The 22,127-nt window shown below is 73.1% G+C and carries 15 protein-coding genes and 1 tRNA gene; 13 read left to right on the forward strand and 3 right to left on the reverse strand.

Translation table 11 applies throughout. The annotated features are described in order from the left end of the window. Nucleotides 1–49 precede the first annotated feature (49 nt). Both QIY60_RS18285 and QIY60_RS18290 read right to left on the reverse strand, forming a co-directional pair. On the reverse strand, nucleotides 50–1,069 hold the full coding sequence (locus QIY60_RS18285; RefSeq protein ID WP_283143418.1) for a Gfo/Idh/MocA family oxidoreductase: 1,020 nt from the start codon (nucleotides 1,067–1,069) through the stop codon (nucleotides 50–52). Nucleotides 1,070–1,073: 4 nt separating this feature from the next. Further along, nucleotides 1,074–1,976: a sugar phosphate isomerase/epimerase gene (locus tag QIY60_RS18290; protein WP_283143419.1), complete on the reverse strand. Its 903-nt coding sequence runs from the start codon at nucleotides 1,974–1,976 to the stop codon at nucleotides 1,074–1,076. A 137-nt stretch (nucleotides 1,977–2,113) separates the two neighbouring features. Between QIY60_RS18290 and iolC the strand changes: the two genes are divergently transcribed. From iolC to QIY60_RS18335, 9 genes are all read left to right on the forward strand, one after another. Continuing rightward, nucleotides 2,114–3,085 (forward strand): 5-dehydro-2-deoxygluconokinase, encoded by a 972-nt coding sequence (gene iolC / locus QIY60_RS18295; protein WP_283143420.1) that lies wholly within the window; start codon nucleotides 2,114–2,116, stop codon nucleotides 3,083–3,085. A gap of 2 nt (nucleotides 3,086–3,087) precedes the next feature. Next, a complete protein-coding gene (locus tag QIY60_RS18300; RefSeq protein ID WP_283145992.1) occupies nucleotides 3,088–3,981 on the forward strand; it encodes a deoxyribose-phosphate aldolase in 894 nt (297 codons plus the stop codon). A 9-nt stretch (nucleotides 3,982–3,990) separates the two neighbouring features. Beyond that, a complete protein-coding gene (iolB, locus tag QIY60_RS18305) occupies nucleotides 3,991–4,812 on the forward strand; it encodes a 5-deoxy-glucuronate isomerase (RefSeq protein WP_283143421.1) in 822 nt (273 codons plus the stop codon). Beyond that, entirely contained in the window at nucleotides 4,809–6,689 is a 1,881-nt protein-coding gene (iolD, locus tag QIY60_RS18310; protein ID WP_283143422.1) for a 3D-(3,5/4)-trihydroxycyclohexane-1,2-dione acylhydrolase (decyclizing), read from the forward strand. Before iolB ends, iolD begins: the two co-directional genes overlap by 4 nt. 13 nt (nucleotides 6,690–6,702) lie before the next feature. Next, a complete protein-coding gene (mmsA, locus tag QIY60_RS18315) occupies nucleotides 6,703–8,205 on the forward strand; it encodes a CoA-acylating methylmalonate-semialdehyde dehydrogenase (RefSeq protein ID WP_283143423.1) in 1,503 nt (500 codons plus the stop codon). Nucleotides 8,206–8,620: 415 nt separating this feature from the next. Further along, a complete protein-coding gene (locus QIY60_RS18320) occupies nucleotides 8,621–10,018 on the forward strand; it encodes an APC family permease (RefSeq protein ID WP_283143424.1) in 1,398 nt (465 codons plus the stop codon). A gap of 84 nt (nucleotides 10,019–10,102) precedes the next feature. Next, nucleotides 10,103–10,897, forward strand: coding sequence for a maleylpyruvate isomerase family mycothiol-dependent enzyme (locus QIY60_RS18325; RefSeq protein ID WP_283143425.1), 795 nt, complete (start codon nucleotides 10,103–10,105; stop codon nucleotides 10,895–10,897). A 112-nt stretch (nucleotides 10,898–11,009) separates the two neighbouring features. Next, the gene (locus QIY60_RS18330; RefSeq protein ID WP_283143426.1) at nucleotides 11,010–13,631 is read left to right on the forward strand and encodes an alpha/beta fold hydrolase; all 2,622 of its coding nucleotides are present in this window, start codon (nucleotides 11,010–11,012) and stop codon (nucleotides 13,629–13,631) included. After that, the gene (locus QIY60_RS18335) at nucleotides 13,628–14,515 is read left to right on the forward strand and encodes an ABC transporter permease (protein WP_283143427.1); all 888 of its coding nucleotides are present in this window, start codon (nucleotides 13,628–13,630) and stop codon (nucleotides 14,513–14,515) included. The genes QIY60_RS18330 and QIY60_RS18335 overlap by 4 nt, the downstream gene beginning before the upstream one ends. A gap of 454 nt (nucleotides 14,516–14,969) precedes the next feature. Here QIY60_RS18335 and QIY60_RS18340 read toward each other — a convergent pair. Next, nucleotides 14,970–15,045: transfer RNA gene (locus tag QIY60_RS18340), tRNA-Arg, on the reverse strand. Between the two features lie 342 nt (nucleotides 15,046–15,387). On the opposite strand from QIY60_RS18340, the gene QIY60_RS18345 reads away from it, so the two are divergent. From QIY60_RS18345 to QIY60_RS18360, 4 genes are all read left to right on the forward strand, one after another. Further along, nucleotides 15,388–16,986, forward strand: a complete 1,599-nt coding sequence (locus QIY60_RS18345; RefSeq protein ID WP_283145993.1) for a dynamin family protein — start codon at nucleotides 15,388–15,390, stop codon at nucleotides 16,984–16,986. Between the two features lie 764 nt (nucleotides 16,987–17,750). Continuing rightward, nucleotides 17,751–19,442 (forward strand): GTPase, encoded by a 1,692-nt coding sequence (locus QIY60_RS18350; protein ID WP_283145994.1) that lies wholly within the window; start codon nucleotides 17,751–17,753, stop codon nucleotides 19,440–19,442. Between the two features lie 283 nt (nucleotides 19,443–19,725). Next, nucleotides 19,726–20,337, forward strand: coding sequence for a single-stranded DNA-binding protein (locus tag QIY60_RS18355; protein WP_283143428.1), 612 nt, complete (start codon nucleotides 19,726–19,728; stop codon nucleotides 20,335–20,337). 219 nt (nucleotides 20,338–20,556) lie between these two features. Further along, complete coding sequence (locus tag QIY60_RS18360; RefSeq protein WP_283143429.1) at nucleotides 20,557–21,993, forward strand: LAETG motif-containing sortase-dependent surface protein; 1,437 nt, start codon at nucleotides 20,557–20,559, stop codon at nucleotides 21,991–21,993. Nucleotides 21,994–22,127: the final 134 nt, after the last annotated feature.

Here is a 22,127-nt window from a genome sequence, read left to right on the forward strand (position 1 = left end):
GCTCAGCCGCGCGCTCCCTGCACGCGTACGGCTGCGGCGACGCGTCCGGCTACACGTACAGCCCAGGCCGTTCCAGCGCGGGCTCCACGGCCACCCGCTCGCCCGAGCGCTGGGCCCGTACCCCCGCCTCGCAGACCACGGCCGCCATATAGCCGTCCCAGGTGCTCGGGCCCTCGGCGCGGCCCCGCCGGGTGGCGTCCACCCACGCCTGCACCTCGCGGTCGTACGCGTCGGCGAAGCGGACCGTGAAGTCCTGCGGGATCTCGCCGCCCCAGCGCCCGCCGGAGCGGACCACCGGGCCGCTCCCGGCGCCGGTCGAGGCGGCGCCGCGCTCGCAGACCGCCTCGCAGCGCACCTCGTACCCGAAGCCGCAGTTGACGAAGATCTCGACGTCGACGACCGCGCCGCCGGCCGTCTCGAACAGCACGAGCTGCGGGTCGCCCAGGCCCTCCGGGGCGTACGAGGACGGGCGCGGGCGGAGCACCTGGACGGCGGTGAGCTCCTGGCCGAGCAGCCAGCGGGCCGCGTCGACCTCGTGGACCACGGAGTCGCGGATCAGCATCTCGGTGGTGAAGAAGGAGGGCGATGAGGCGTTGCGGTGACGGCAGTGCAGGAACAGCGGGCGCCCGAGGCCGCCCTCGTCGAGCAGGGCCTTGAGACGTACGTACTCCGCGTCGTACCGCCGCATGAAGCCCACCTGCACCAGGCGGCGTCCGAGCCGGGTCTCGGCCTCCAGGACCCGCAGGGCCCCGCCCGGGTCCGGGGTGAGCGGCTTCTCGCACAGGACCGGCAGCCCGCGCCGGAACGCCTCCAGGAGCGCGGGCTCGTGGGCCGGGCCGGAGGCGGCGATCAGGACCGCGTCGACGCCGGGCGCGGCCATCGCGGCCGCCGGGTCGGTGTGGGCGGTGCAGCCGTCGATCGGGCCCGCGACGGCCTTGGCGCGCTCCGCGTCGATGTCGGCGACGGCCGCGACCCGGGCCCCGCCGATCACGGTGGTGAGGCGGCGGACGTGGTCGGCGCCCATCTTTCCGGTGCCGACGACGGCGATCCCGAGCGGTGCGGAGGTCATCGGGTCACGCCCCGCAGGAGCGCAGGAACGCGCGCGTGCGCGTGGCGATGGGCAGCGGGCGGTCCGGGTCGCACGGGTACATGTCCTGCTCCACGATCGCGAACAGGTCGACGTCGAGCGCCTGGGCGGCGGCGAGCACCGGTTCGAGCGCGGGCACCCCGGCGGGCGGCTCGCACATCACCCCCCGGGCCACGGCGGGCCCGAACGGCAGCTCCTCGGCGTGTACTTGGGCCAGGATCTCCGGGTCCACCTGCTTGAGGTGGAGGTAGCCGATCCGCTCCCCGTACGTCTCGATCAGCTTGACGCTGTCGCCGCCGCAGTAGGCGTAGTGCCCGGTGTCCAGGCAGAGGCTCACCAGGTCGGGGTCGGTGGCGTCGAGGAAGCGGGCGACGTTCTCCTCGCTGTCGATGTGGGTGTCGGCGTGCGGGTGCACGACGATCCGCAGCCCGTACCGCTCGCGCACCTCGCGGGCGAGCCGCTCGGTCTGACCGGCGAGATCGCGCCACTGCGCGGCGGTGAGCGTCGCACTCTCCAGCACCTCGCCGGTCTTGTCGTCGCGCCAGAACGCCGGGATGACGACGAGGTGCCCGGCGCCGGTCGCCCGGGTCAGCTCGGCCACGTCCGCGACGTGCTCCCAGGTCGTGTCCCACACCGCCGGGCCGTGGTGCAGGCCGGTGAAGACGGTCCCGGCCGAGACGCGCAGGTTCCGGCGCGCGGTCTCGTCGGCGAGGCGCGCCGGGTCGGTGGGGAGATAGCCGTACGGTCCGAGTTCGATCCAGCGGTATCCGGCCCCGGCGACCTCGTCGAGGAAGCGGGACCAGGGGACCTGGCGGGGGTCGTCGGGAAACCAGACGCCCCAGGAGTCGGGGGCCGAGCCGATCCGGATGCGAGTCTTGGCCGTCGTCATGGGAGCCAGCCTTCCGGGGGCGCCGGAACGGTGTCAAGGCTACGTCCGAATGTAAGGACAAAAGATTGACAGGGCCGGGGCGGGGCGGCTAGACCTGGGACCGCCAGGCTCTGGGGTCGCCGATGAAGGGGGCGTGCATGGAGGCGGTTCCGTACGACGTGATCACCATGGGGCGGATCGGGGTGGACCTCTACCCGCTCCAGACCGGCGTGCCGCTCTCCCGGGTGACGTCGTTCGGCAAGTTCCTCGGCGGCTCGCCCTCCAACGTGGCGGTCGCGGCGGCCCGGCTCGGGCGCCGCACGGCCGTGATCACCGGCACCGGCGAGGACCCCTTCGGGGAGTATCTGCGCGCGGAGCTGGGCGAGTTCGGGGTCGACGCGCGCTGGGTGAAGAGCGTGCCGGGCCTGGCGACCCCGATCACCTTCTGCGAGATCTTCCCGCCGGACGACTTCCCGCTCTACTTCTACCGCGAGCCCAAGGCCCCCGACCTGGAGCTGTACGAGGCGGACCTCGACCTGGACGCGATCCGCGCGGCGCGGATCTTCTGGGTCACGGGCACGGGGCTGAGCGTCGAGCCGAGCCGGTCCACCACGCTGGCGGCGCTGGCCGCCCGCGCCCGCACCGGCACCACGGTCTTCGACCTCGACTGGCGGCCGGCGTTCTGGAAGGGCACAGCCTGGGGAGACGCGACCGAGGCGCGGTCGTACTACCGCGAGGCCCTGCGCCACGCCACCGTCGCCGTCGGCAACCTCGACGAGTGCGAAGTGGCCACCGGGGAGCGCGAACCGCACGCCGCCGCCCGGGCGCTGCTCGCGCTCGGGGTGCGGCTCGCCGTGGTCAAACAGGGGCCCGAGGGGGTGCTCGCCGTCCACCGGGACGGGAGCGTCGCCGAGGTGCCGCCCGTCCCCGTCGAGGTGGTCAACGGGCTCGGCGCCGGGGACGCGTTCGGCGGGGCGCTCTGCCACGGGCTGCTGGCCGGCTGGGACACCGAGCGGCTGATGCGGTACGCCAACGCCGCCGGCGCGATCGTCGCGTCCCGGCTCGCCTGCTCCTCCGCCATGCCGTACCCGGCCGAGGTCGAGCGCGTACTGGCGGGGGGAGAGGCGTGAGCATCCGCATCAGCCCCGGCGACCTCGCCCGGGTGCGCACCCGCAACCCCGAGGCCGTCGCCGAAGCCGCCGCCCGGCGCGGTCGGCGCCCGCTCGTGCGGGGCGCCGGGCGGCTCCTGATCATCGCGGCCGACCACCCGGCCCGGGGCGCGCTGGGCGTCGGCGACGACGCCTTCGCCATGGCCGACCGTTCCGTACTCCTCGAACGGCTCTGCCTCGCGCTGTCCCGGCCCGGCGTCGACGGGGTGCTGGCCAGCGCGGACATCCTGGAGGACCTGCTGCTGCTCGGGGCCCTGGAGGACAAGGTCGTCATGGGGTCGATGAACCGGGGAGGGCTCGCCGGGTCCGCTTTCGAACTGGACGACCGCTTCACCGGTCACCGCGCCCAGGACCTCGCCCGGCTCGGCTTCGACGCGGGCAAGCTGCTGCTGCGGCTCGACTACGACGACCCCGGCTCGCTCGACACGCTGCACTCGGCGGCCCGCGCCATCGACGAGATGGCGGAGCGTCAGCTCCCCGTCTTCGTGGAGCCGTTCATCTGTCACCGGCGCGACGGACGGCTGCGCAACGATCTCAGCGCGGACGCGGTCACGCGCTCGCTCGCGATCGCCTCCGGACTGGCCGGGACCTCGGCGTACACCTGGCTGAAGGTGCCCGTCACCGAGGACCCGGACGACATGGCCCGGGTGATGGCGACCACCACGCTGCCCGCCGTGCTGCTCGGCGGGGACATCGGCAAGACGCCGGGGGAACAGGAGGCGGCGTACGAGAAGTGGCGCGGCGCGCTGCGACTGCCCACCGTGCAGGGCCTGGTGGCCGGGCGCACCCTGCTCTATCCGGCCGACGGCGACGTGGCGGGCGCGGTCGACACCGCCGCCGGGCTGCTGAGGGGGTAGGGAGGAGGCATGGACGAGCACAAGGACGAGCTGTTCGTACGGGCCGGAACCACCTCCCGCGAGGCGTACGCCCTCGACATCGGCCCCGAGCGGGCGGGCTGGGGCTACTCGGGGCTGCGCGTGCTGGAGCTGGCGCCGGGCGGTACGCACGCCTTCGCCACCGGCGGCAGCGAGTGGATCCTGCTACCCCTCCAAGGTGGCTGTACGGTACATGTAGAAGACCGGACCATGGAACTGCTGGGCAGGGAGAGCGTGTTCGCCGGAGTCACCGACTTCGCGTACCTCCCGCGCGACGCCCACGCACAGATCGCCTCCGGCGCGGGAGGCCGCTTCGCCCTGGCAGGAGCGAGATGCGAGCGCCGACTCCCCGCTCGTCACGGCCCCGCGCCGGAGGTGCCCGTCGAACGGCGCGGCTCGGGCGTCAGCGCCCGCGAGGTCCGCAACTTCGCTGCCGCCGACGCCTTCGACTGCGACCGCCTGATCGCCGTCGAGGTGATCACCCCGGGCGGCAACTGGTCCTCCTACCCGCCCCACAAGCACGACGAGCACGTCCCCGGGCAGGAGTCGGAGCTGGAGGAGATCTACTACTTCGAGTTCGCGACCGAGCGGGGCTTCGGCTACCAGCGCGTCTCGCCCTCGCGCCCCGGCGGCGCCGAGGTCCTCGCCGAGGTCCGCACCGGCGACGCCGTCCTCGTCCCCGACGGCTGGCACGGCCCCTCCATCGCCGCGCCCGGGCACCCCATGTACTACCTGAACGTGATGGCGGGCCCGGGCGAGGAACGCGTCTGGCAGATCCGTTTCCACCCCGACCACGCGGAGGGCTACCGATGAGCGGTACGACCAGGCGCCTGACCACCGCGCAGGCGCTGCTCGCCTTCCTCTCCCGCCAGTACACGGCCCGCTCCGGCACCGAACAGCGCCTGATCACCGCGACCTGGGGCATCTTCGGCCACGGCAACGTCGCCGGGATCGGCCAGGCGCTCCTGGAACCCGGCAGCGACATGCCGTACCACCAGGGCCGCAACGAACAGGCCATGGTGCACGCGGCCGTCGGCTACGCCCGCCAGTCGGGGCGTCTTTCGGCGCACGCGGTGACCACCTCGATCGGGCCGGGCGCCACCAACCTGGTCACGGGCGCGGCCCTGGCCACGGTCAACCACCTGCCGGTCCTGCTGCTGCCCGGTGACGTCTTCGCCTCCCGCCCGGCCGACCCGGTCCTCCAGCAGCTCGAAGTCCCGTACGCGGGCGACGTGTCGGTCAACGACTGCCTGCGGCCGGTCTCGCGCTACTTCGACCGGATCACCCGGCCCGAGGCCCTGATCCCGGCCGCGCTCGCCGCGATGAGCGTGCTCGCGGACCCGGCCAGGACCGGCGCGGTCACGCTGGCGCTGCCGCAGGACGTGCAGGCGGAGGCGTACGACTGGCCGGAGGAGTTCTTCCGGCGGCGGGTGTGGCACGTGCGCGCCCAGGAGCCGGACGCGGTGGAGCTCGACGAGGCGGCCGAACTGCTGCGCGCCGCCCGCCGTCCGCTGGTCGTCGCGGGCGGCGGGGTGCACCACGCCCGCGCCGAGGACGCCCTGCGCCGCTTCGCCGGGCGGACCGGCATCCCGGTCGCGTCCACCCAGGCGGGCAAGGGCTCACTGCCGTACGACCACCCCTGCGACGTCGGCGGCATCGGCCACACCGGCACCGCCACGGCCGACGCGCTCGCCCGCGAGGCCGACGTCGTCCTCGGCGTCGGCACCCGCTGGACCGACTTCACCACCGCCTCCTCGACGCTCTTCCAGAACCCGTCCGTCCGCTTCATCGGGCTGAACGTCAACGGCGCCGACGCCCACAAGCTGGGCGCGCTCCAGCTCGTCGCGGACGCCCGCGCGGGCCTCGAAGCGCTGGAGCGGGCCCTCGGCGAGCACCGCGCCGCCCCCGCGTACGCGACCGCCTACGGCGAGGCGAAGGCCGCCTGGGAGGACCGGGTCACCGCCGCGTACACGCCCGGGGACGAGGACGTCCGCCCCACCCAGGCCCAAGTCCTGGGCGCACTCGACACGTTGGTCACCGGGGACGACATCCTGATCAACGCGGCGGGCTCGCTCCCCGGCGATCTGCACAAGCTCTGGCGGACCCGCTCGCGCGACCAGTACCACGTCGAGTACGGCTACTCCTGCATGGGATACGAGATCCCGGCGGCGATCGGGGTGGCGCTGGCCGCGCCCGGCCGCCCGGTGTGGGCGCTGGTCGGCGACGGCACGTATCTGATGAATCCCACCGAGATCGTCACGGCGGTGCAGGAGAACCTCCCCATCAAGGTGGTGATCCTGCAGAACCACGGGTACGCCTCGATCGGCGGCCTCTCGGCCTCGGTGGGCGGCGAGCGCTACGGCACCGCGTACCGCTTCAAGGCACCCGACGGGACCTATACGGGCGAGCCGCTGCCGGTGGACCTGGCGGCCAACGCGGCCTCGCTCGGGATGGCCGTGCTGCGTCCCAAGACCGTTCGTGACCTGCGCGAAGCCCTCGCGGCCGCCCGCGCGGCGGACCGTCCTACATGTGTCTACGTCGAGACCGAAACGGCAGACACTGTGTCGGGCCCGCCCCCGGCACAGGCGTGGTGGGATGTTCCTGTGGCCGAGACCGCGACCCGCTCGTCGGCGGTCGAGGCGCGTGAGGAGTACGACCGGCAAGTCGCAGCCCGACGCCGCCATCTCTGAAGGAGCTATTCGCATGACGAAGACCGTCAACCACTGGATCGGTGGCAAGACCGTCGAGGGCGCGTCCGGTACGTACGGCCCGGTCACCGATCCCGCCACCGGGGCCGTGACCACGCAGGTCGCCTTCGCGAACGTGGAGGAGGTGGACGCGGCGGTCGCCGCGGCCCGTGAGGCGTACGCGACCTGGGGCCAGTCCTCGCTGGCTCAACGTACGACGGTGCTGTTCAAGTTCCGCGCGCTGCTCGACGCCAACCGCGACGCGATCGCGGAGCTGATCACCGCCGAGCACGGCAAGGTGCACTCGGACGCGCTCGGCGAGGTCGCGCGCGGCCTGGAGATCGTGGACCTGGCGTGCGGCATCAACGTACAGCTCAAGGGCGAGCTGTCGACGCAGGTCGCCAGCCGGGTGGACGTCGCCTCGCTGCGCCAGCCGCTCGGCGTCGTCGTGGGCATCACGCCGTTCAACTTCCCGGCGATGGTGCCGATGTGGATGTTCCCGCTCGCCATCGCCTGCGGCAACACCTTCGTCCTCAAGCCGTCGGAGAAGGACCCGTCGGCGTCGATGAAGATCGCGGAGCTGCTGAGCGAGGCCGGGCTGCCCGACGGCGTCTTCAACGTCGTGCACGGCGACAAGGTGGCCGTCGACCGCCTCCTGGAGCACCCGGACGTGGCCGCCGTCTCCTTCGTCGGCTCCACCCCGATCGCCCGCCACATCCACACCACGGCCTCCGCCAACGGCAAGCGCGTCCAGGCGCTGGGCGGCGCCAAGAACCACATGCTGGTCCTGCCGGACGCCGACCTGGACGCGGCCGCCGACGCCGCCGTCTCGGCCGCGTACGGCTCGGCGGGCGAGCGCTGCATGGCCATCTCGGCGGTCGTCGCGGTGGGCGCCATCGGCGACGAGCTGGTGGCGAAGATCCGCGAGCGCGCCGAGAAGATCAAGATCGGCCCCGGCGACGACCCGGCCTCCGAGATGGGCCCGCTGATCACGGCCGCCCACCGCGACAAGGTCGCCTCGTACGTGACGGGCGCGGCCGCGCAGGGCTCCGAAGTCGTCCTGGACGGCACCGGATACACCGTCGAGGGCTACGAGAACGGCCACTGGATCGGCCTCTCGCTGCTCGACAAGGTGCCGACGTCGGCCGACGCGTACAAGGACGAGATCTTCGGCCCGGTGCTGTGCGTGCTGCGCGTGGAGTCGTACGACGAGGGCCTGGCGCTCATCAACGCCTCGCCGTTCGGCAACGGCACCGCGATCTTCACCCGCGACGGCGGCGCGGCCCGCCGCTTCCAGCTGGAGGTCGAGGCCGGCATGGTCGGCGTCAACGTGCCGATCCCGGTCCCGGTGGGCTACCACTCCTTCGGCGGCTGGAAGGACTCGCTCTTCGGCGACCACCACATCTACGGCAACGACGGCACGCACTTCTACACCCGAGGCAAGGTCGTCACCACCCGCTGGCCGGACCCCTCCGAGGGCCCCACGGGCGTCGACCTGGGCTTCCCGCGCAACCACTGACGTACGCCTGACAGACGGCCGCGGAGCCCCGGACGAGGGGGCTTCGCGGCCGTTCTGCGTGCCCGTACAGCCTCCGGTCGGTGACCGGGGGTAACCAGAGGCCCCGGCACGGGGTGCCAAGGTGTTCCGGTATTCGGAATTCCGCAAACTTTTTCAGCGTGGAGGCTGCGGTTCCCGTACCGCTCGATCATGCGCTTTTATTGCGCTCTTAACGCTATATCGGTGCTGGAAGGGTATCGGGGCGACGAATTCCGTAGGTGAACGGCTATTGACCTGCGGATCGCGTGGAGATTGAAATGGCGGCCCGGGAGCGACCCACTACTCACCACCGGGGCCCGGACGGGCCCCGGAGCACCACCCGGAGGTCGATAGCGCTCCCCGCTCACACCCCCACCCGCCGATCGGACGCACATCGATGACCGAAACGCTCAGCCCGCCCCACGTCCTCTCCCCGGCTACGGGCGAAGCCCCCAAGAAGCTCAAGCGTTCCATCGGCGTCGTGGGCGGGACCCTGCTCACGCTCTCCTGCGTGACGCCCGCGTCGACCCTCTTCGTGGTCGTGCCCGACCTCTTCTCCAGCCTCGGCACGTACACCGCGCTGACCATCGCCATCGGCTCGCTGCTCTGTATCGGCGTCGCGTTCTGCTACTCGGAGCTGGGCACCCTCATCCCCAGCGCGGGCGGCGAGTACGCGATGGTCTCGACGCTCGCCGGACGGCTCGCGGGCTGGCTGGTCTTCGTCCTCTCGCTGCTCGTGGTGATGATCGTCCCTCCGGTCATCGCCATGGGCACCGCCGACTACCTGGCCCCGCTCGTGCACATCCCGGCGCCTGTCGCCGGCGGCGGCGTGATGCTGCTCGCCACCCTCGCCGGACTGCTCGACCTGCGGGCCAACGCCTGGATCACCGGCATCTTCCTGGTACTCGAAGTCGTCGCAGCCGCCGTCGTCGCCGTACTCGGCTTCTCCCACAGCCACCGCGGCGCCTCCTCCCTCGTCCACGGCGCGGTCGCCGGGGACGGCGGTACGCACTCCACGGTCACCGCGATGATGGTGGTCTCCGGACTCGCCATCGCCCTCTTCATCACCCAGGGCTTCTCGACCGCCGTCTACCTCTCCGAGGAACTGGAGCACCCGCGCCGCAACGTGGCCCGGACCGTGCTCGCCACCCTCGCCATCTCGACCGCCGTCATCCTCGTCCCCGTCATCGCCATCACCCTGGGCGCCTCCGACCTCTCGGCGCTCGCCTCCGGCGACATCAGCGGCATGGTCACCGCCTGGTCCAACTCGGCCGTCGGCACCTTCGTCAGCCTCTGCGTGGCCCTCGCCATCGTCAACGCGGGCATCGTGATGGTCATCCAGAACTCCCGCGTCCTGTTCGCCTCGGCCCGCGACAAGGCCTGGCCCGAGCCGGTCAACCGCGGCCTGTCGCGCCTGGGCCGGTTCGGCTCCCCGTGGGTCGCCACCCTCCTGGTCGGCGTCCCCGGCGCGGCCCTCTGCTTCGTCGACCTCGACACCCTGTACGGCGTCACCGGCGTCTCGGTCACCGGGATGTACCTGCTGGTCGCGGTCGCCGCGCTGCTCGGCCGCCGCGGCTCGCACCGCGAGACCGCCGCCTGGCGGATGCCGCTGTGGCCCGCGGTCCCGGTGGTCCTGATCGCCGTCCTCGCGTACATCCTCACCCAGCAGGAGACGCGGTACCTGCTGTGGACCGGCGGCATCACCGCCGTCGCCACCCTCTACTGGGCCTTCTACCTGCGCCCGCGCCGCGAGACGCGGTGGCTGGTGAGCATCCCCGAGGACGAGCAGGTCTGACGCTTCGGCCCGTTACGGGGTCTGTCCGGATCCGGCGGTCGTTCCGCGGGACGCAACGGGCGGGCCCCGCCTAGGGTTTGGGGTATGACAGTCGCGCACACGCCTCTCGACCACGACTTCTACTGTTCCGAAATCCTGCGACAGACCGACGAGCTGAGGTCCCACCTGACCGGTGCGGACCTCTCCGTGACCGTGCCGACCTGCCCCGACTGGACGCTTCGGCAGCTCGCCGTCCACGTCGGCGGCGCTCACCGCTGGGTCGCCGAGATCGTCCGTACGAAGGCCACCGCCGTCGTCCCCCAGGAGCGCGTGCCCGCCTTCAGCGGCCCCGAGAAGGACGAACCGGAGGCGCTGGACGAATGGTTGGCGCAGGGCGCCGCGCTCTGCGCTGACACCCTGCGCGACGCCGGGGCCGACCAGGCGGCCTGGACCTGGGCGGGCGAGGCGACCGCCGGGTTCTGGGCGCGCCGGATGACCCACGAGACGGTGGTCCACCGCGCGGACGCGGCCCTCACCGTGGGCGCGGAGTACCGGCTCGCGCCCGAGGTGGCCGCGGACACCATCGACGAGTGGCTGGAGATCGTCACGTACGTCCAGGCAGCCAAGCTGGCCCCGGCCGCCGCCGAACTGCGCGGCCCCGGCCGCAGCATCCATCTGCACGCCACCGACGTGCCCGGCGCCGAGTGGCTCATCGAGCTCGGCGAGGACGGGGTGAGCTGGCGGCGCGGCCACGAGAAGGCCACGGTGGCGCTGCGCGGCCCGCTCACCGACGTCCTGAGCGTCTTCTACCGCCGCCTGCCCGCCGACAGCCCCAGGGTCGAGGTCCTCGGCGACGCCGAGCTCCTGGACTTCTGGCTCCAGCGGGCGTCGTTCGGCTGACGGGCGTACTCCCGGTGCGGTACGGCGAGCAGGCGCCGTACGCCGCGAGTACACCCGCGACCTCCACCTGGCGGCAGGCTCGGTTGTCGGACCCGGCGCTTACGGTGGAGCCATGAGATTGCGCAGACCTCGTGGGAGGGCGGCGGCCGGGGTGGCCGCCGCCCTCGCGGTGCTCGCCGGTGCCGGTGTCTGGACGGCCTCCGGCGCCGGCGGCACGCCCGCGGTGCACCAGGAGGACCGGGTGATGGAGATGCCCGGGGCGAAGATCGACACGTCGTACTTCACGGCGGGCGACGCCAAGAAGAAGCGCCCCGCCGTCCTCCTCGGCCACGGCTTCGGCGGCAGCAAGAGCGACGTCCGGGGCCAGGCGCAGAGCCTCGCGCGCGAGGGCTTCGCGGTGCTGACCTGGTCCGCGCGCGGCTTCGGCGACTCCACGGGCGAGATCGGCCTCAACGACCCGGCGTACGAGGTGAAGGACGTCTCGCGGCTCGTCGACTGGCTGGCTAAGCGCCCCGAGGTGAAGCTCGACGCGGCGGGCGACCCGCGCGTGGGCGTCACCGGCGCGTCCTACGGGGGCGCGATCTCGCTCCTGGCCGCCGGGTACGACAAGCGGATCGACGCGATCGCGCCGCAGATCACCTACTGGAACCTGGCGGACGCGCTCTTCCCCGACGGGGTGTTCAAGAAGCTCTGGGCCGGGATCTTCTTCTCCACCGGCGGCGGCTGCAAGACCTTCGAGAAGCAGCTCTGCGACATGTACGAGAGGGTCGCGGTCAGCGGAAAGCCGGACGCGCAGGCGCGCGACCTGCTCGCGGCCCGCTCCCCGTCCGCCGTGGGCGACCGCATCAAGGTGCCCGCGCTGATCGTCCAGGGCCAGAGCGACTCCCTCTTCCCGCTCGGCCAGGCCGACGCCATGGCGCGGAGGATCCGCGCCAACGGCGCCCCGGTCGCGGTCGACTGGATCACCGGCGGCCACGACGGCGGCGACCGCGAGTCGGGGCGGGTCAACGCCCGGATCGCCTCCTGGTTCGACCACTATCTGAAGGGCGACGAGGGCGCCTCCGCCGGCCCCGCCTTCCGGGTCACCAGGACCGGCGGCATCAGCTCCACCGACGGCGCCGCCCAACTGCGCGGCGCCACCAGCGGCAGCTACCCGGGCCTGGCGGACGGCACGCGCACGGTGAAGCTCACCGGCCGCGAGCAGACGTTCGAGAACCCGGCGGGCGCCGCCCCGCCCGCCATCTCCGCCGTGCCCGGCGTCGGCGGCGGCCTCGCGGGCCTGTCCTCGCTCGGCGTGGGCGGCCTCTCCATCGACTTCCCCGGGCAGTACGCGCGCTTCGACTCCGAACCGCTGCGGCCCGGCCTGCGCATCACCGGCTCGCCCACCGTCCGGCTGAAGGTCACCTCCAGCGGCGACGACGCGGTGCTCTTCGGCAAGGTGTACGACGTCGGCCCCGACGGCAAGCAGCAGGTGCTCCCCGCCCAGCTGGTCGCGCCCGTCCGGGTGGCCGGCGCCAAGGAGGGCAAGGAGGTCGAGGTCACCCTGCCCGCCGTCGACCACAACGTGGAGGCGGGCCACCGGCTGCGCCTGGTGGTCGCCGCGACCGACCTCGGCTACGCCTCCCCGGCCGAGCCCGGCACGTACAAGGTCTCGCTCGTGGACGGCTCGCTGACCGTGCCGACCGCGCCCGGCGTGAAGACCGAGCCCGCCGGGGTGCCCTGGTGGGCCTGGGGCATGCCGCTCGCGGGCGGGGGAATCGCGCTCGGCCTGCTGGCCACCCGGCGCGCCACGGCCCCCGCCCCCGATCCGGAGCTGGCCGAAGTCCCGCTCCAGATCACCGATCTGACCAAGAAGTACGCCAAGTCGACCGACCGGTACGCGGTCCGCGACCTCTCCTTCCGCGTAGAGAAGGGCCAGGTCCTGGGCCTGCTCGGGCCCAACGGGGCGGGCAAGACCACCACCCTGCGGATGCTGATGGGCCTCATCCGCCCCGACAGCGGCGAGATCCGCGTCTTCGGCCACGCCATCCGGCCGGGAGCGCCGGTCCTCTCCCGGGTCGGCGCCTTCGTCGAGGGCGCGGGCTTCCTGCCGCACCTGTCGGGCCGCGCCAACCTGGAGCTGTACTGGCAGGCCACCGGCCGCCCCGCCGAGGACTCCCACATGGACGAGGCCCTGGAGATCGCGGGCCTGGGCGACGCGCTCTCGCGCGCGGTGCGGACGTACTCGCAGGGCATGCGTCAGCGCCTCGCCATCGCCCAGGCCATGCTCGGCCTGCCGGACCTGCTGATCCTCGACGAGCCGACCAACGGCCTCGACCCGCCGCAGATCCGCGAGATGCGGGACGTGATGATCCGTTACGCCCAGGGCGGCCGCACGGTCATCGTCTCCAGCCACCTCCTCTCCGAGGTGGAGCAGTCCTGCACACACCTGGTGGTCATGGACCGGGGCCGGCTGATCCAGGCGGGCCCGGTCGCCGAGATCACCGGCGAGAGCGACACGCTCCTGGTCACCGTCGAAGGCCCGGTCACCGAGGTGCTCGCCGACAAGGTGGCCGCGCTGCCCGGCATCGGCGCGGCGACCCGCACCGACGAGGGCATGCTGGTGCGCCTGGAGGGCGCCACGGCCACGGAGCTGATCACCGAACTGGTCCGCCTCGACGTGCTGTTGACGGGCGTGGGCCCGCACCGCCGCCTGGAGGACGCGTTCCTGACCCTGATCGGAGGATCGGCATGAGTGCGCCGACGCACACCGGGGCCGAGCCCGCGCCGGACCTGCGGGCTACCGCCCCCGGCTACCGCCCGCGCCGCACCCTGCCCCTGCGGGTGGAGGCGGCGCGCCAGCTGCGCCGCCGCCGCACTCTGGTGATGGGAGGCGTCCTCGCCGCCCTGCCGTTCATCCTGGTCACGGCCTTCGCGATCGGCGGCACGCCGTCCGGGCGGGACGGCCGGATCACCCTGATCGACACGGCGACGGCGTCCGGGGCGAACTTCGCGGCGACCGCCCTGTTCGTCTCGGCGGGCTTCCTCCTTGTGGTGCCCGTCGCCCTGTTCTGCGGCGACACGGTCGCCTCGGAGGCCGGCTGGTCGTCCCTGCGCTATCTGCTGGCCGCGCCCGTGCCCCGGGCACGGCTGCTGTGGAGCAAGCTGGCGGTGGCGCTCGGCCTGAGCGCCGCGGCGATCGTCCTGCTGCCGCTGGTGGCGCTCGCGGTGGGCACGGCGGCGTACGGCTGGGGCCCGCTGGAGATCCCGACCGGCGGCTCGCTCGGCGCCGGGGAGGCGATACCGCGCTTGGCCATCGCCGTGGCGTTCGTCTTCGTCTCCCAACTGGTCACCGCCGGCCTCGCGTTCTGGCTGTCCACCAAGACGGACGCGCCGCTCGGCGCGGTCGGCGGCGCGGTGGGCCTGACGATCGTAGGCAACGTCCTGGACGCGATCACGGCCCTGGGCGACTGGCGCGAAGCCCTCCCCGCACACTGGCAGTTCGCCTGGGCGGACGCGCTCCAGCCGCACCTGGAGTGGAGCGGCATGGCCCAGGGCGCGGGGGTGTCGGTGGGGTATGCACTGGTGCTGGTGGCGCTGGCGTTCCGGGGGTTCGAGAAGAAGGACATCGTGTCGTAGGAGCAACCGACCCGTCTTTCGGCAACTGCCGGTAGGCGTCGGGGCGTCGGCGCGGCGCACCTGATGCTTCGGGATGCTTCGGGCGGAGGACACCGGGACGCTCACCGAGCCGGCCGTGGCCAGCTCCTGGGCGGAGTGAGACCCAGATGTGTGACCCCGTCCCCGCCCTGTGACGAGGTGCTGTGCACAGCTCTTTCAGGGGCGCCCGCTCCCTTCTCCCGGCCCGAGGGCACGGGTGACACGGCTGGCGCCCGCAGAGACACAGGCGCCGAGCGGCAGCTCCAGGGGCGACGGCGACCGCCGGGACCGCCGTGAAGGGCCGGGCGGAAGCTTCATCGGTTCTCCTCATCGCCCGGATCCGGCGCTTTACGCGCCCTGTACGCCCATCGCGCTATGGTCCCCCCGACCAGCAAAAAGGCCCTCCCGGAGGGAGGGCCTGACACCGCATGGGCAGTGGCGCCCCCGGCAGGACTCGAACCTGCGGCCAAGCGCTTAGAAGGCGCCTGCTCTATCCACTGAGCTACGGGGGCCGGATGGCGGCCGCGGTGGCCTGGAGCCCCCGGGCGGGCAAGGGTGTGGTCCGGAGCGGGCTCCGGGCCGTGACCTTGCCGGGGACAAGGATAGGGCTCCTCTCGCCTCGTCCCGGTTGCTTCACCTGCGTGGCACGATGTGGAGGTTCGGTGAAGCGAACCGATAATCGCAGGCGAGCGCGGAACACGCAGCGCTTTTGACGCTCGTGGCGCCGGGTGTTGTGCACTCGTTATGCCTGCGTCCCACTCATCCCGTCTGTCCCATGTGTCCGATCGGCGCGCGAAGGCCTCCATACGCTTCAAAAAGGCGCCAAAATTGGGCATTCTTCGCATGTGGCGACCTTGGACGTACGGCCTCAGCTGATCGACGCACTCTCCGCCCTGCGCGACCGGGTCGCCGCCGTGCGTCTTCCACTGCCCCTGCCGGGGGCGGCGCGGGCACAGCAGACCCGGGTCGAGCTGCTCGCGCAGCTCGACGACTATCTGCTGCCCCGGCTCAAAGATCCCGAAGCGCCGCTGCTCGCCGTGGTCGGAGGGTCCACCGGCGCCGGGAAGTCCACGCTCGTCAACTCCCTTGTGGGGCGGCGGGTCAGCGAGGCCGGCGTGCTGCGGCCGACGACCCGCACCCCCGTACTCGTCTGCCACCCCGACGACCACCACTGGTTCACCGAGATCCGCGTACTGCCCCAGCTCACCCGCGTATGGCTGCCCCAGCAGAACGAAGAAACGGAGGTGGAGGAGGGCGTCGGGGGCAATGACGCGGAGAACTCGCTGCGGGTCGAGACCTCGCGGAACCTGCCCGTCGGGCTCGCCCTGCTCGACGCGCCCGACATCGACTCACTCGTCGTCAGCAACCGTCTGCTCGCCGCCCAGCTGATCTGCGCCGCCGACATCTGGGTGATGGTGACGACCGCCTCCCGGTACGCGGACGCCGTGCCGTGGCATCTGCTGCGTACGGCCAAGGAGTACGACGCCACGCTGATCACCGTCCTCGACCGGGTGCCGCACCAGGTCATCGGCGAGGTGTCCCGGCAGTACGCCGCGCTCCTGACCAAGGCCGGGCTCGGTGACGTGCCCCGCTTCACCATCCCCGAGCTGCCCGAATCTGCCGGTGGTGGAAGCGGATTGCTGCCTTCCACCGCGGTCGCCCCGCTCGGCCAGTGGCTCACCCACCGGGCGCAGGACCCGGCAGCCCGGCAGCAGGCCGTCGTCCGTACCGCCGCCGGCGTCATCGACTCGCTCAACGCCCGTATGCCCGAGCTCGCCTCCGCCGTCGCCGCCCAGTACGCCGCCGCCGTACGGATGACGAGTGCGGTCGAGGAGGCGTACGAGCGGGAAGGGGCACGGGTGCGGCGCAGGCTGCAGGCGGGGGGCGTGCTCGCCGGGGACGCGCTCACCCGCTGGCGTGCGTACCCCCGGGACGCGACCTCCGTCGAGCTCCTCGACGCGCTCTGCGAGAGCCTCGCAGAGCTGCTCGGGTGCGCCGCGGACGCCGCCGACGAACGGGTCCGCGAGGCGTGGGGCCGCGAACCAGCGGCGGCCGAGCTCGCCGAGGGCGCACGCAACCGGGAGACCGGTGAGCGCATCGAGCTCGACGTACGGCGCTGGCGCCGGGTCCTTGAGGAGCTGGCCGAGGAAGAGGTACGGGAGATGGACCGGGCCGTCGCGCCCTCCGCCGAAGCCGTGGCGGCCCTGCTGGCGGCCGCGCTCCTCGGCGGGCGCCGTGCCCGCAGGGCCGGGGAGCGGCTCGCCGAACGCATCGGCGCCCAGCGCGCGCTGCGCCTGCGCGACCAGGGCGGCGAGCTGGTCACGACGTACATCGACCGCGTCCTGAACGCCGAACGCGACCGCCGGCTCGCCCCATTGGACGCGCTCCGGGTGACCCCCGAGCCCCAGTCCGGGCTGATCGCCGCGCTGTCCCTACTGCAGAAGGAGAGGTGAGCGGGGTGACCGCTCTGACGGATCGGCCGGGGTCCGACCAGCCCGAGCCGGAGCCCGGGGCCGAGTTTCCTCCCCCTCCGGAGGAGGGGGAGCCGGAGCCGCCGATGGACGGTCGGGCCGAGCCCGCGCAGGCGGCGGCCGCACCGCTGACGGTCGAGGTACGAGCCGCCGGGCGGCCCCCGATCGGCCGACTGGAAGCCGTCGCGCCGACGTCGGGGTGGCTCGGCTTCGACCGCCCCTGGGCCGAACGGCCCCCTGCCCGGCGGGCGGAACCGGATTCGGGCGAGGAGAGCGCCGCGCCTGCGGCATCCGTACGGACGGAATCCCTCCCGGAAGAGGCCGACACGCCCGAAGCCGAAACGTCTGGAACCGGCACATCCGGAACTGCCGCGTCCGAAAGCGGCGGGTCCGAAACCGGCACACCCCAAGCCGACGCGCCCGGAGCCGCGACGGCAGCGACCGACCCGACGGCAGAGATCGACCCGACGGCAGAGGCCGACCCGTCGGCGGCAGCCGCCTCGGCCAAGAACCCGTCCACCGGCGCGACGAAAAGCACCCGCCCCACCCCCAACACCCCCGCCACCCGCATCGAAACACCCCCGCGCCCCGAATCGTCCCCCACGCCCCCACCGGCATTCGCACCGGCGGCAGTCCCACCCCGACCGAGCCGAAGTCCCTCCCGCCGCGCCCCCGACGCGCGCGCGGCCGCCGGTGCCGGTCCCGCCGCCGACTCCGCGCGGTCCGCGCCCGCCTGGGACGACGGGCTGATCGCTCGAAGGGTGAACGAGCCCGCCGAGGTGGAGGTTCCCGTCGAGGAAACCGAGCCGGTGGAGGAGTACGTACCCATCGGCGGGCCCTACGGCGGCGAGCTGCGCGGGCGCCTCGAGGCCCTGCGCGAGCTCGTCGGGCTGTCGCGGACGCGGCTCGACGGGAAGACGCTCGCCGAGGCCGGACGCGTACTCGACGAGGCCGCCGCGCGGCAGCGGCTGTCCGCGCGGCACACCGTCGTCGCCATCGCCGGAGCCAGCGGCAGCGGCAAGTCGACCCTGTTCAACGCCCTCGCCGGTACGCACATTTCGGAGACCGGACTGCGCCGCCCCACCACCGCCGCGCCGATCGCGTGCAGCTGGACGGACGGCGCGGCGGGCCTCCTGGACCGGCTCGGACTGCCGGGGCGGCTGCGGCGCAGACCGCTGCCCACCGACCCGAACGCCGAAGCCCTGCAGGGGCTTGTCCTCGTCGACCTGCCCGACCTCGACTCGGCGGTCGTCGAACACCGCCGCCAGGCCGACCGCGTACTGGCGCTCGTCGACGCGGTGGTCTGGGTCGTGGACCCCGAGAAGTACGCCGACGCCGTGCTCCACGAGCGGTACCTGCGGCCGCTGGCCGGGCACGCGGAGGTCACGTTCGTCGTGCTCAACCAGGTGGACCGGCTGCCCGGCGACGCCGCCGACCAGGTGCTCGACGACCTGCGCCGCCTCCTCGACGAGGACGGCATGGCCCTCGGCGAGCACGGTGAACCCGGCGCCACCGTGGTGCCCCTCTCCGCCCTCACCGGCCAGGGGGTCGGCGAACTGCGCGACCTCCTCAGCCGGTTCGTGCAGGAGCGCGGCGCTCCGGAACGCCGGGTGGCCGCCGATCTGGACGCGGCCGCCGCCGGACTGCGTCCGGTGTACGTCGCGGACGGCCGTACGGGGCTGGACGAGCGGGCCCGGGAGGCGTTCACCGACCGGCTCGCGGCAGCCGTGGGCGCGGCCGCGGCGGGAGAGGCGGCCGAACGCGAGTGGCGCCGCAACGCCGGCCGCGCCTGCGGCACTCCGTGGCTGCGGCTCTGGCGCTGGTACGAGCGGATCCGCATCCCGGGCCGCGAGTCGCCCCTGCCCACTCCTCCTCCGGAGGAGGAGGTGACGGCCCGCCAACGTGTCGAACAGGCCGTACGCCTGGTCGCGGACGAGGCGGCCACCGGACTGCCCGCCCCCTGGGCGCAGGCGGTGCGGGAAGCGGCGGTGCGCGGCGCCGAGGGCCTGCCGCAGGCCCTGGACGAGCTGGCGGTACGGGCGGAGCTGGAGCGGGGCGCCTCGCCCAGGCCCGCCTGGTGGCCCGCGGCGGTGCTGGTGCAGGCGGCCATGACGCTGGTGCAGATCGTGGGCGGGCTCTGGCTCGTCGGCCAGATCGTGGGCGTGCTCCAGCCCGGGCTGCTGGTGCCCGCGCTGGTGATGCTGGCGGGGATCGTCGGGGGCCCGCTGGTCGAGTGGGCCTGCGGGGTCGCGGCGCGCGGGCCGGGCCGGCGCTACGGGCAGGAGGCCGAGCGGCGGTTGCGGGAGGCGGCGGCCGGGTGCGGCCGGGCGAAGGTCCTGGATCCGGTCGCGGCGGAGCTGATGCGGTACCGCGAGGTGCGCGAGCAGTACGTGGCGGTGCGCGGCGGCGGGGCGGGGGTGCGGGCGGGGGTGTCGTGAGAGGGGCGATGTGAGGGGGTGACGGGAGGGGGCCGGGGGCTCTGTGACGGATCCCGGCCCCCGCCGACCGACGCGCGCCGTCCCTGCCAACCCTCGTACGGGTGACGAGGTTTTCCACAATCGCCGGGTGGTCCACAGTCCCCGGCGCAAGGTCCTCCGTCCGGTCCAGCATGGAGATCGACAGCGCAAGGGTTCGATCGGCCGCCTGGGCCGGACGGAGCTGCGACGGGGACGCCGTGCGCGCGACGGGCGCGCACGGCACGCATGACGGGGAGTGGTGGGGATGAACGACACGCTGGTGACGCTGGTGGGGAACGCCGCGACGCGGGTGGAGTACCGGGAGACGGCGACGGGCGGAGTGGCCCGGTTCCGGCTGGCGGTGACTCCGCGCCGGTTCGACCGGCAGAAGGACGCCTGGGTGGACGGGCACTCCAGTTTCTACACGGTCCGGGCCTGGCGGACGCTGGGTCTGAACCTGGCGAGCTCGGTCGCCGTGGGCGAACCGCTGGTGGTGCACGGCAGGTTGCGGGTGCGTGACGAGGACCAGGACGGACAGCGCAGATTCTCGGCGGACGTCGAGGCGGTCGCGGTGGGTCACGACCTGACCCGGGGGACGTCGGCGTTCCGGCGCGTGGTGAAGGCGGACCCGTCCCTGACGGAGCCGCCCAAGGACCCGGCGTGGGAGGGCGGTTCGCCCGTTTCGCGAACGCGGACACCGGCCCCGCCCCCGGCTCCGACGGCCGCTCCGGCGTGGTCCGAAACGGGCGGTGCGGGTGCGGTAGCGGGGGGTGATGGGACAGAAGGGGTGAGCGTGACCGGGGCCGGAGAAAGCCCTGGTGGGGGGCGCGGGGTAGCGTCCGCGAAGCCGCCCGCGGTGGCCGCCGCAGCGCCCTGAACGCCCCGTTCCGTACTGGAGATTTGTCGATAACCCCAGGTGGGAGTGGGTACCGGCGATAACGATTGCGATTCGGAATGGTTATCTGATCGCATGACGGGGGATCAGGAGGCTCGGCCTCCATAGGATTCCCGGTACTCACGGGGCACTTGAGTCAGCAGGCGAGGCGCTTCCCCCACGCGCACGTACGCGAAAGCTCCTCGCCCGAAGGGGAATTCTGTGTTTTCAGTCGTTCACGGGTTTTCTGTACCCAAGTCTGTACGCAAGCGCGGCGCCGCACGCCTCGCTGCCGCTGTCGCCGTCTCGGGTCTGGTCGCCGGCGGCGCCATAGCCGGTGCGGGCACGGCGGTCGCCGACACGCCCGGTCAGCAGCACCAGGGCGGCGCGGTCGCCACCATCAAGGGCCTGGACCCGGACGCCTCGGGCAAGGCCGTCATCCACCAGCAGGGCGGCGACCGGCCGGTCTCGGCCGGTCTGTTCCAGATGGTCGTCGACGGCGGCGGCACCCTGCGTACGTACTGCATCGACATCCACAACCCGACCCAGCCCGCCGCGAAGTACCAGGAGACCCCCTGGAGCGGCACCTCGCTGAGCGGCAACCCCGACGCGGGCAAGATCCGCTGGATCCTCGAGCACTCGTACCCGCAGGTGAACGACCTGACGGCGCTCGCCAAGTCGGCCGGCCTCAAGGGCCAGCTGACCAACGGCACGGCCGCCGCCGCCACCCAGGTCGCCATCTGGCGCTACTCGGACCACGCCCAGGTCGACGCGGTGGACGCGCAGGCCAAGGACCTGGCGGACTGGCTGACCAAGTCCGCGAAGAACGTGGACGAGCCCAAGGCGTCGCTGACCCTCGACAACCCGGCCGTCTCCGGCAAGGCGGGCTCCAAGCTCGGCCCGGTGACCGTCCGCACCAACGCCGACAAGGTCTCGGTGACCCCGTCCGAGGAGCTCAAGGCGGCCGGCGTCAAGGTCGTCGACAAGGCGGGCAAGGCGGCCACGACCGCCAAGAACGGCTCGCAGCTCTTCTTCGACGTGCCCGCGGGCGCCCAGCCGGGCTCCGGCTCGCTGACCGTCCAGGCCACCACCCAGGTGCCGGTCGGCCGTGCGTTCGCCAGTGAGTCCAAGAGCCAGACGCAGATCCTCGCCGGGTCCAGCGACTCCACGGTGACCGCCGCGGCCAAGGCGACCTGGGCCAAGCAGGGCGCCATCCCGGCCCTGACGGCCGCGAAGAACTGCGCCAAGGGCGGCGTGGACGTCACGGCGACCAACAAGGGCGACGAGGCCTTCACCTTCAAGCTGGCCGGTTTCTCGTACACGATCGGCGCCGGCAAGTCGAAGACCGTCACCGTGCCGGTCGCCGAGGACCAGGCCTACGACTTCGTGATCACCGGGCCGAACGGCTTCAAGCAGGAGTTCAAGGGCGTCCTGGACTGCAAGACCGCCGGCACCCCCACCACCAAGCCGTCGTCGCAGCCCAGCCCCGCCTCGGCGGGCGGCACCTCGTCCGGCTCCACCACCGGTGGTGACCTCGCCGAGACCGGCTCCTCCAGCTCCACGCCGATGATCGCGGGCATCGCTGTCGCCCTGGTCGCCATAGGCGGCGGCGCGGTGTTCTTCCTCCGCCGCAAGAAGGCCGGGACCGCCGGGCACTGACCCCCGCGGCTCTGAGACACCCCACCGCGGACTCAGAGTGACCACCCTGTGACAGTGGCCCCGGTGAGCGCAGGCACACCGGGGCCACTGGCGTTCCCCGACGGCGCCGGTCGGCGTTCCGTGGAAGTACCCGT

The organism is Streptomyces sp. BPTC-684, from assembly GCF_030028635.1.
GTDB lineage: Bacteria > Actinomycetota > Actinomycetes > Streptomycetales > Streptomycetaceae > Streptomyces > Streptomyces noboritoensis.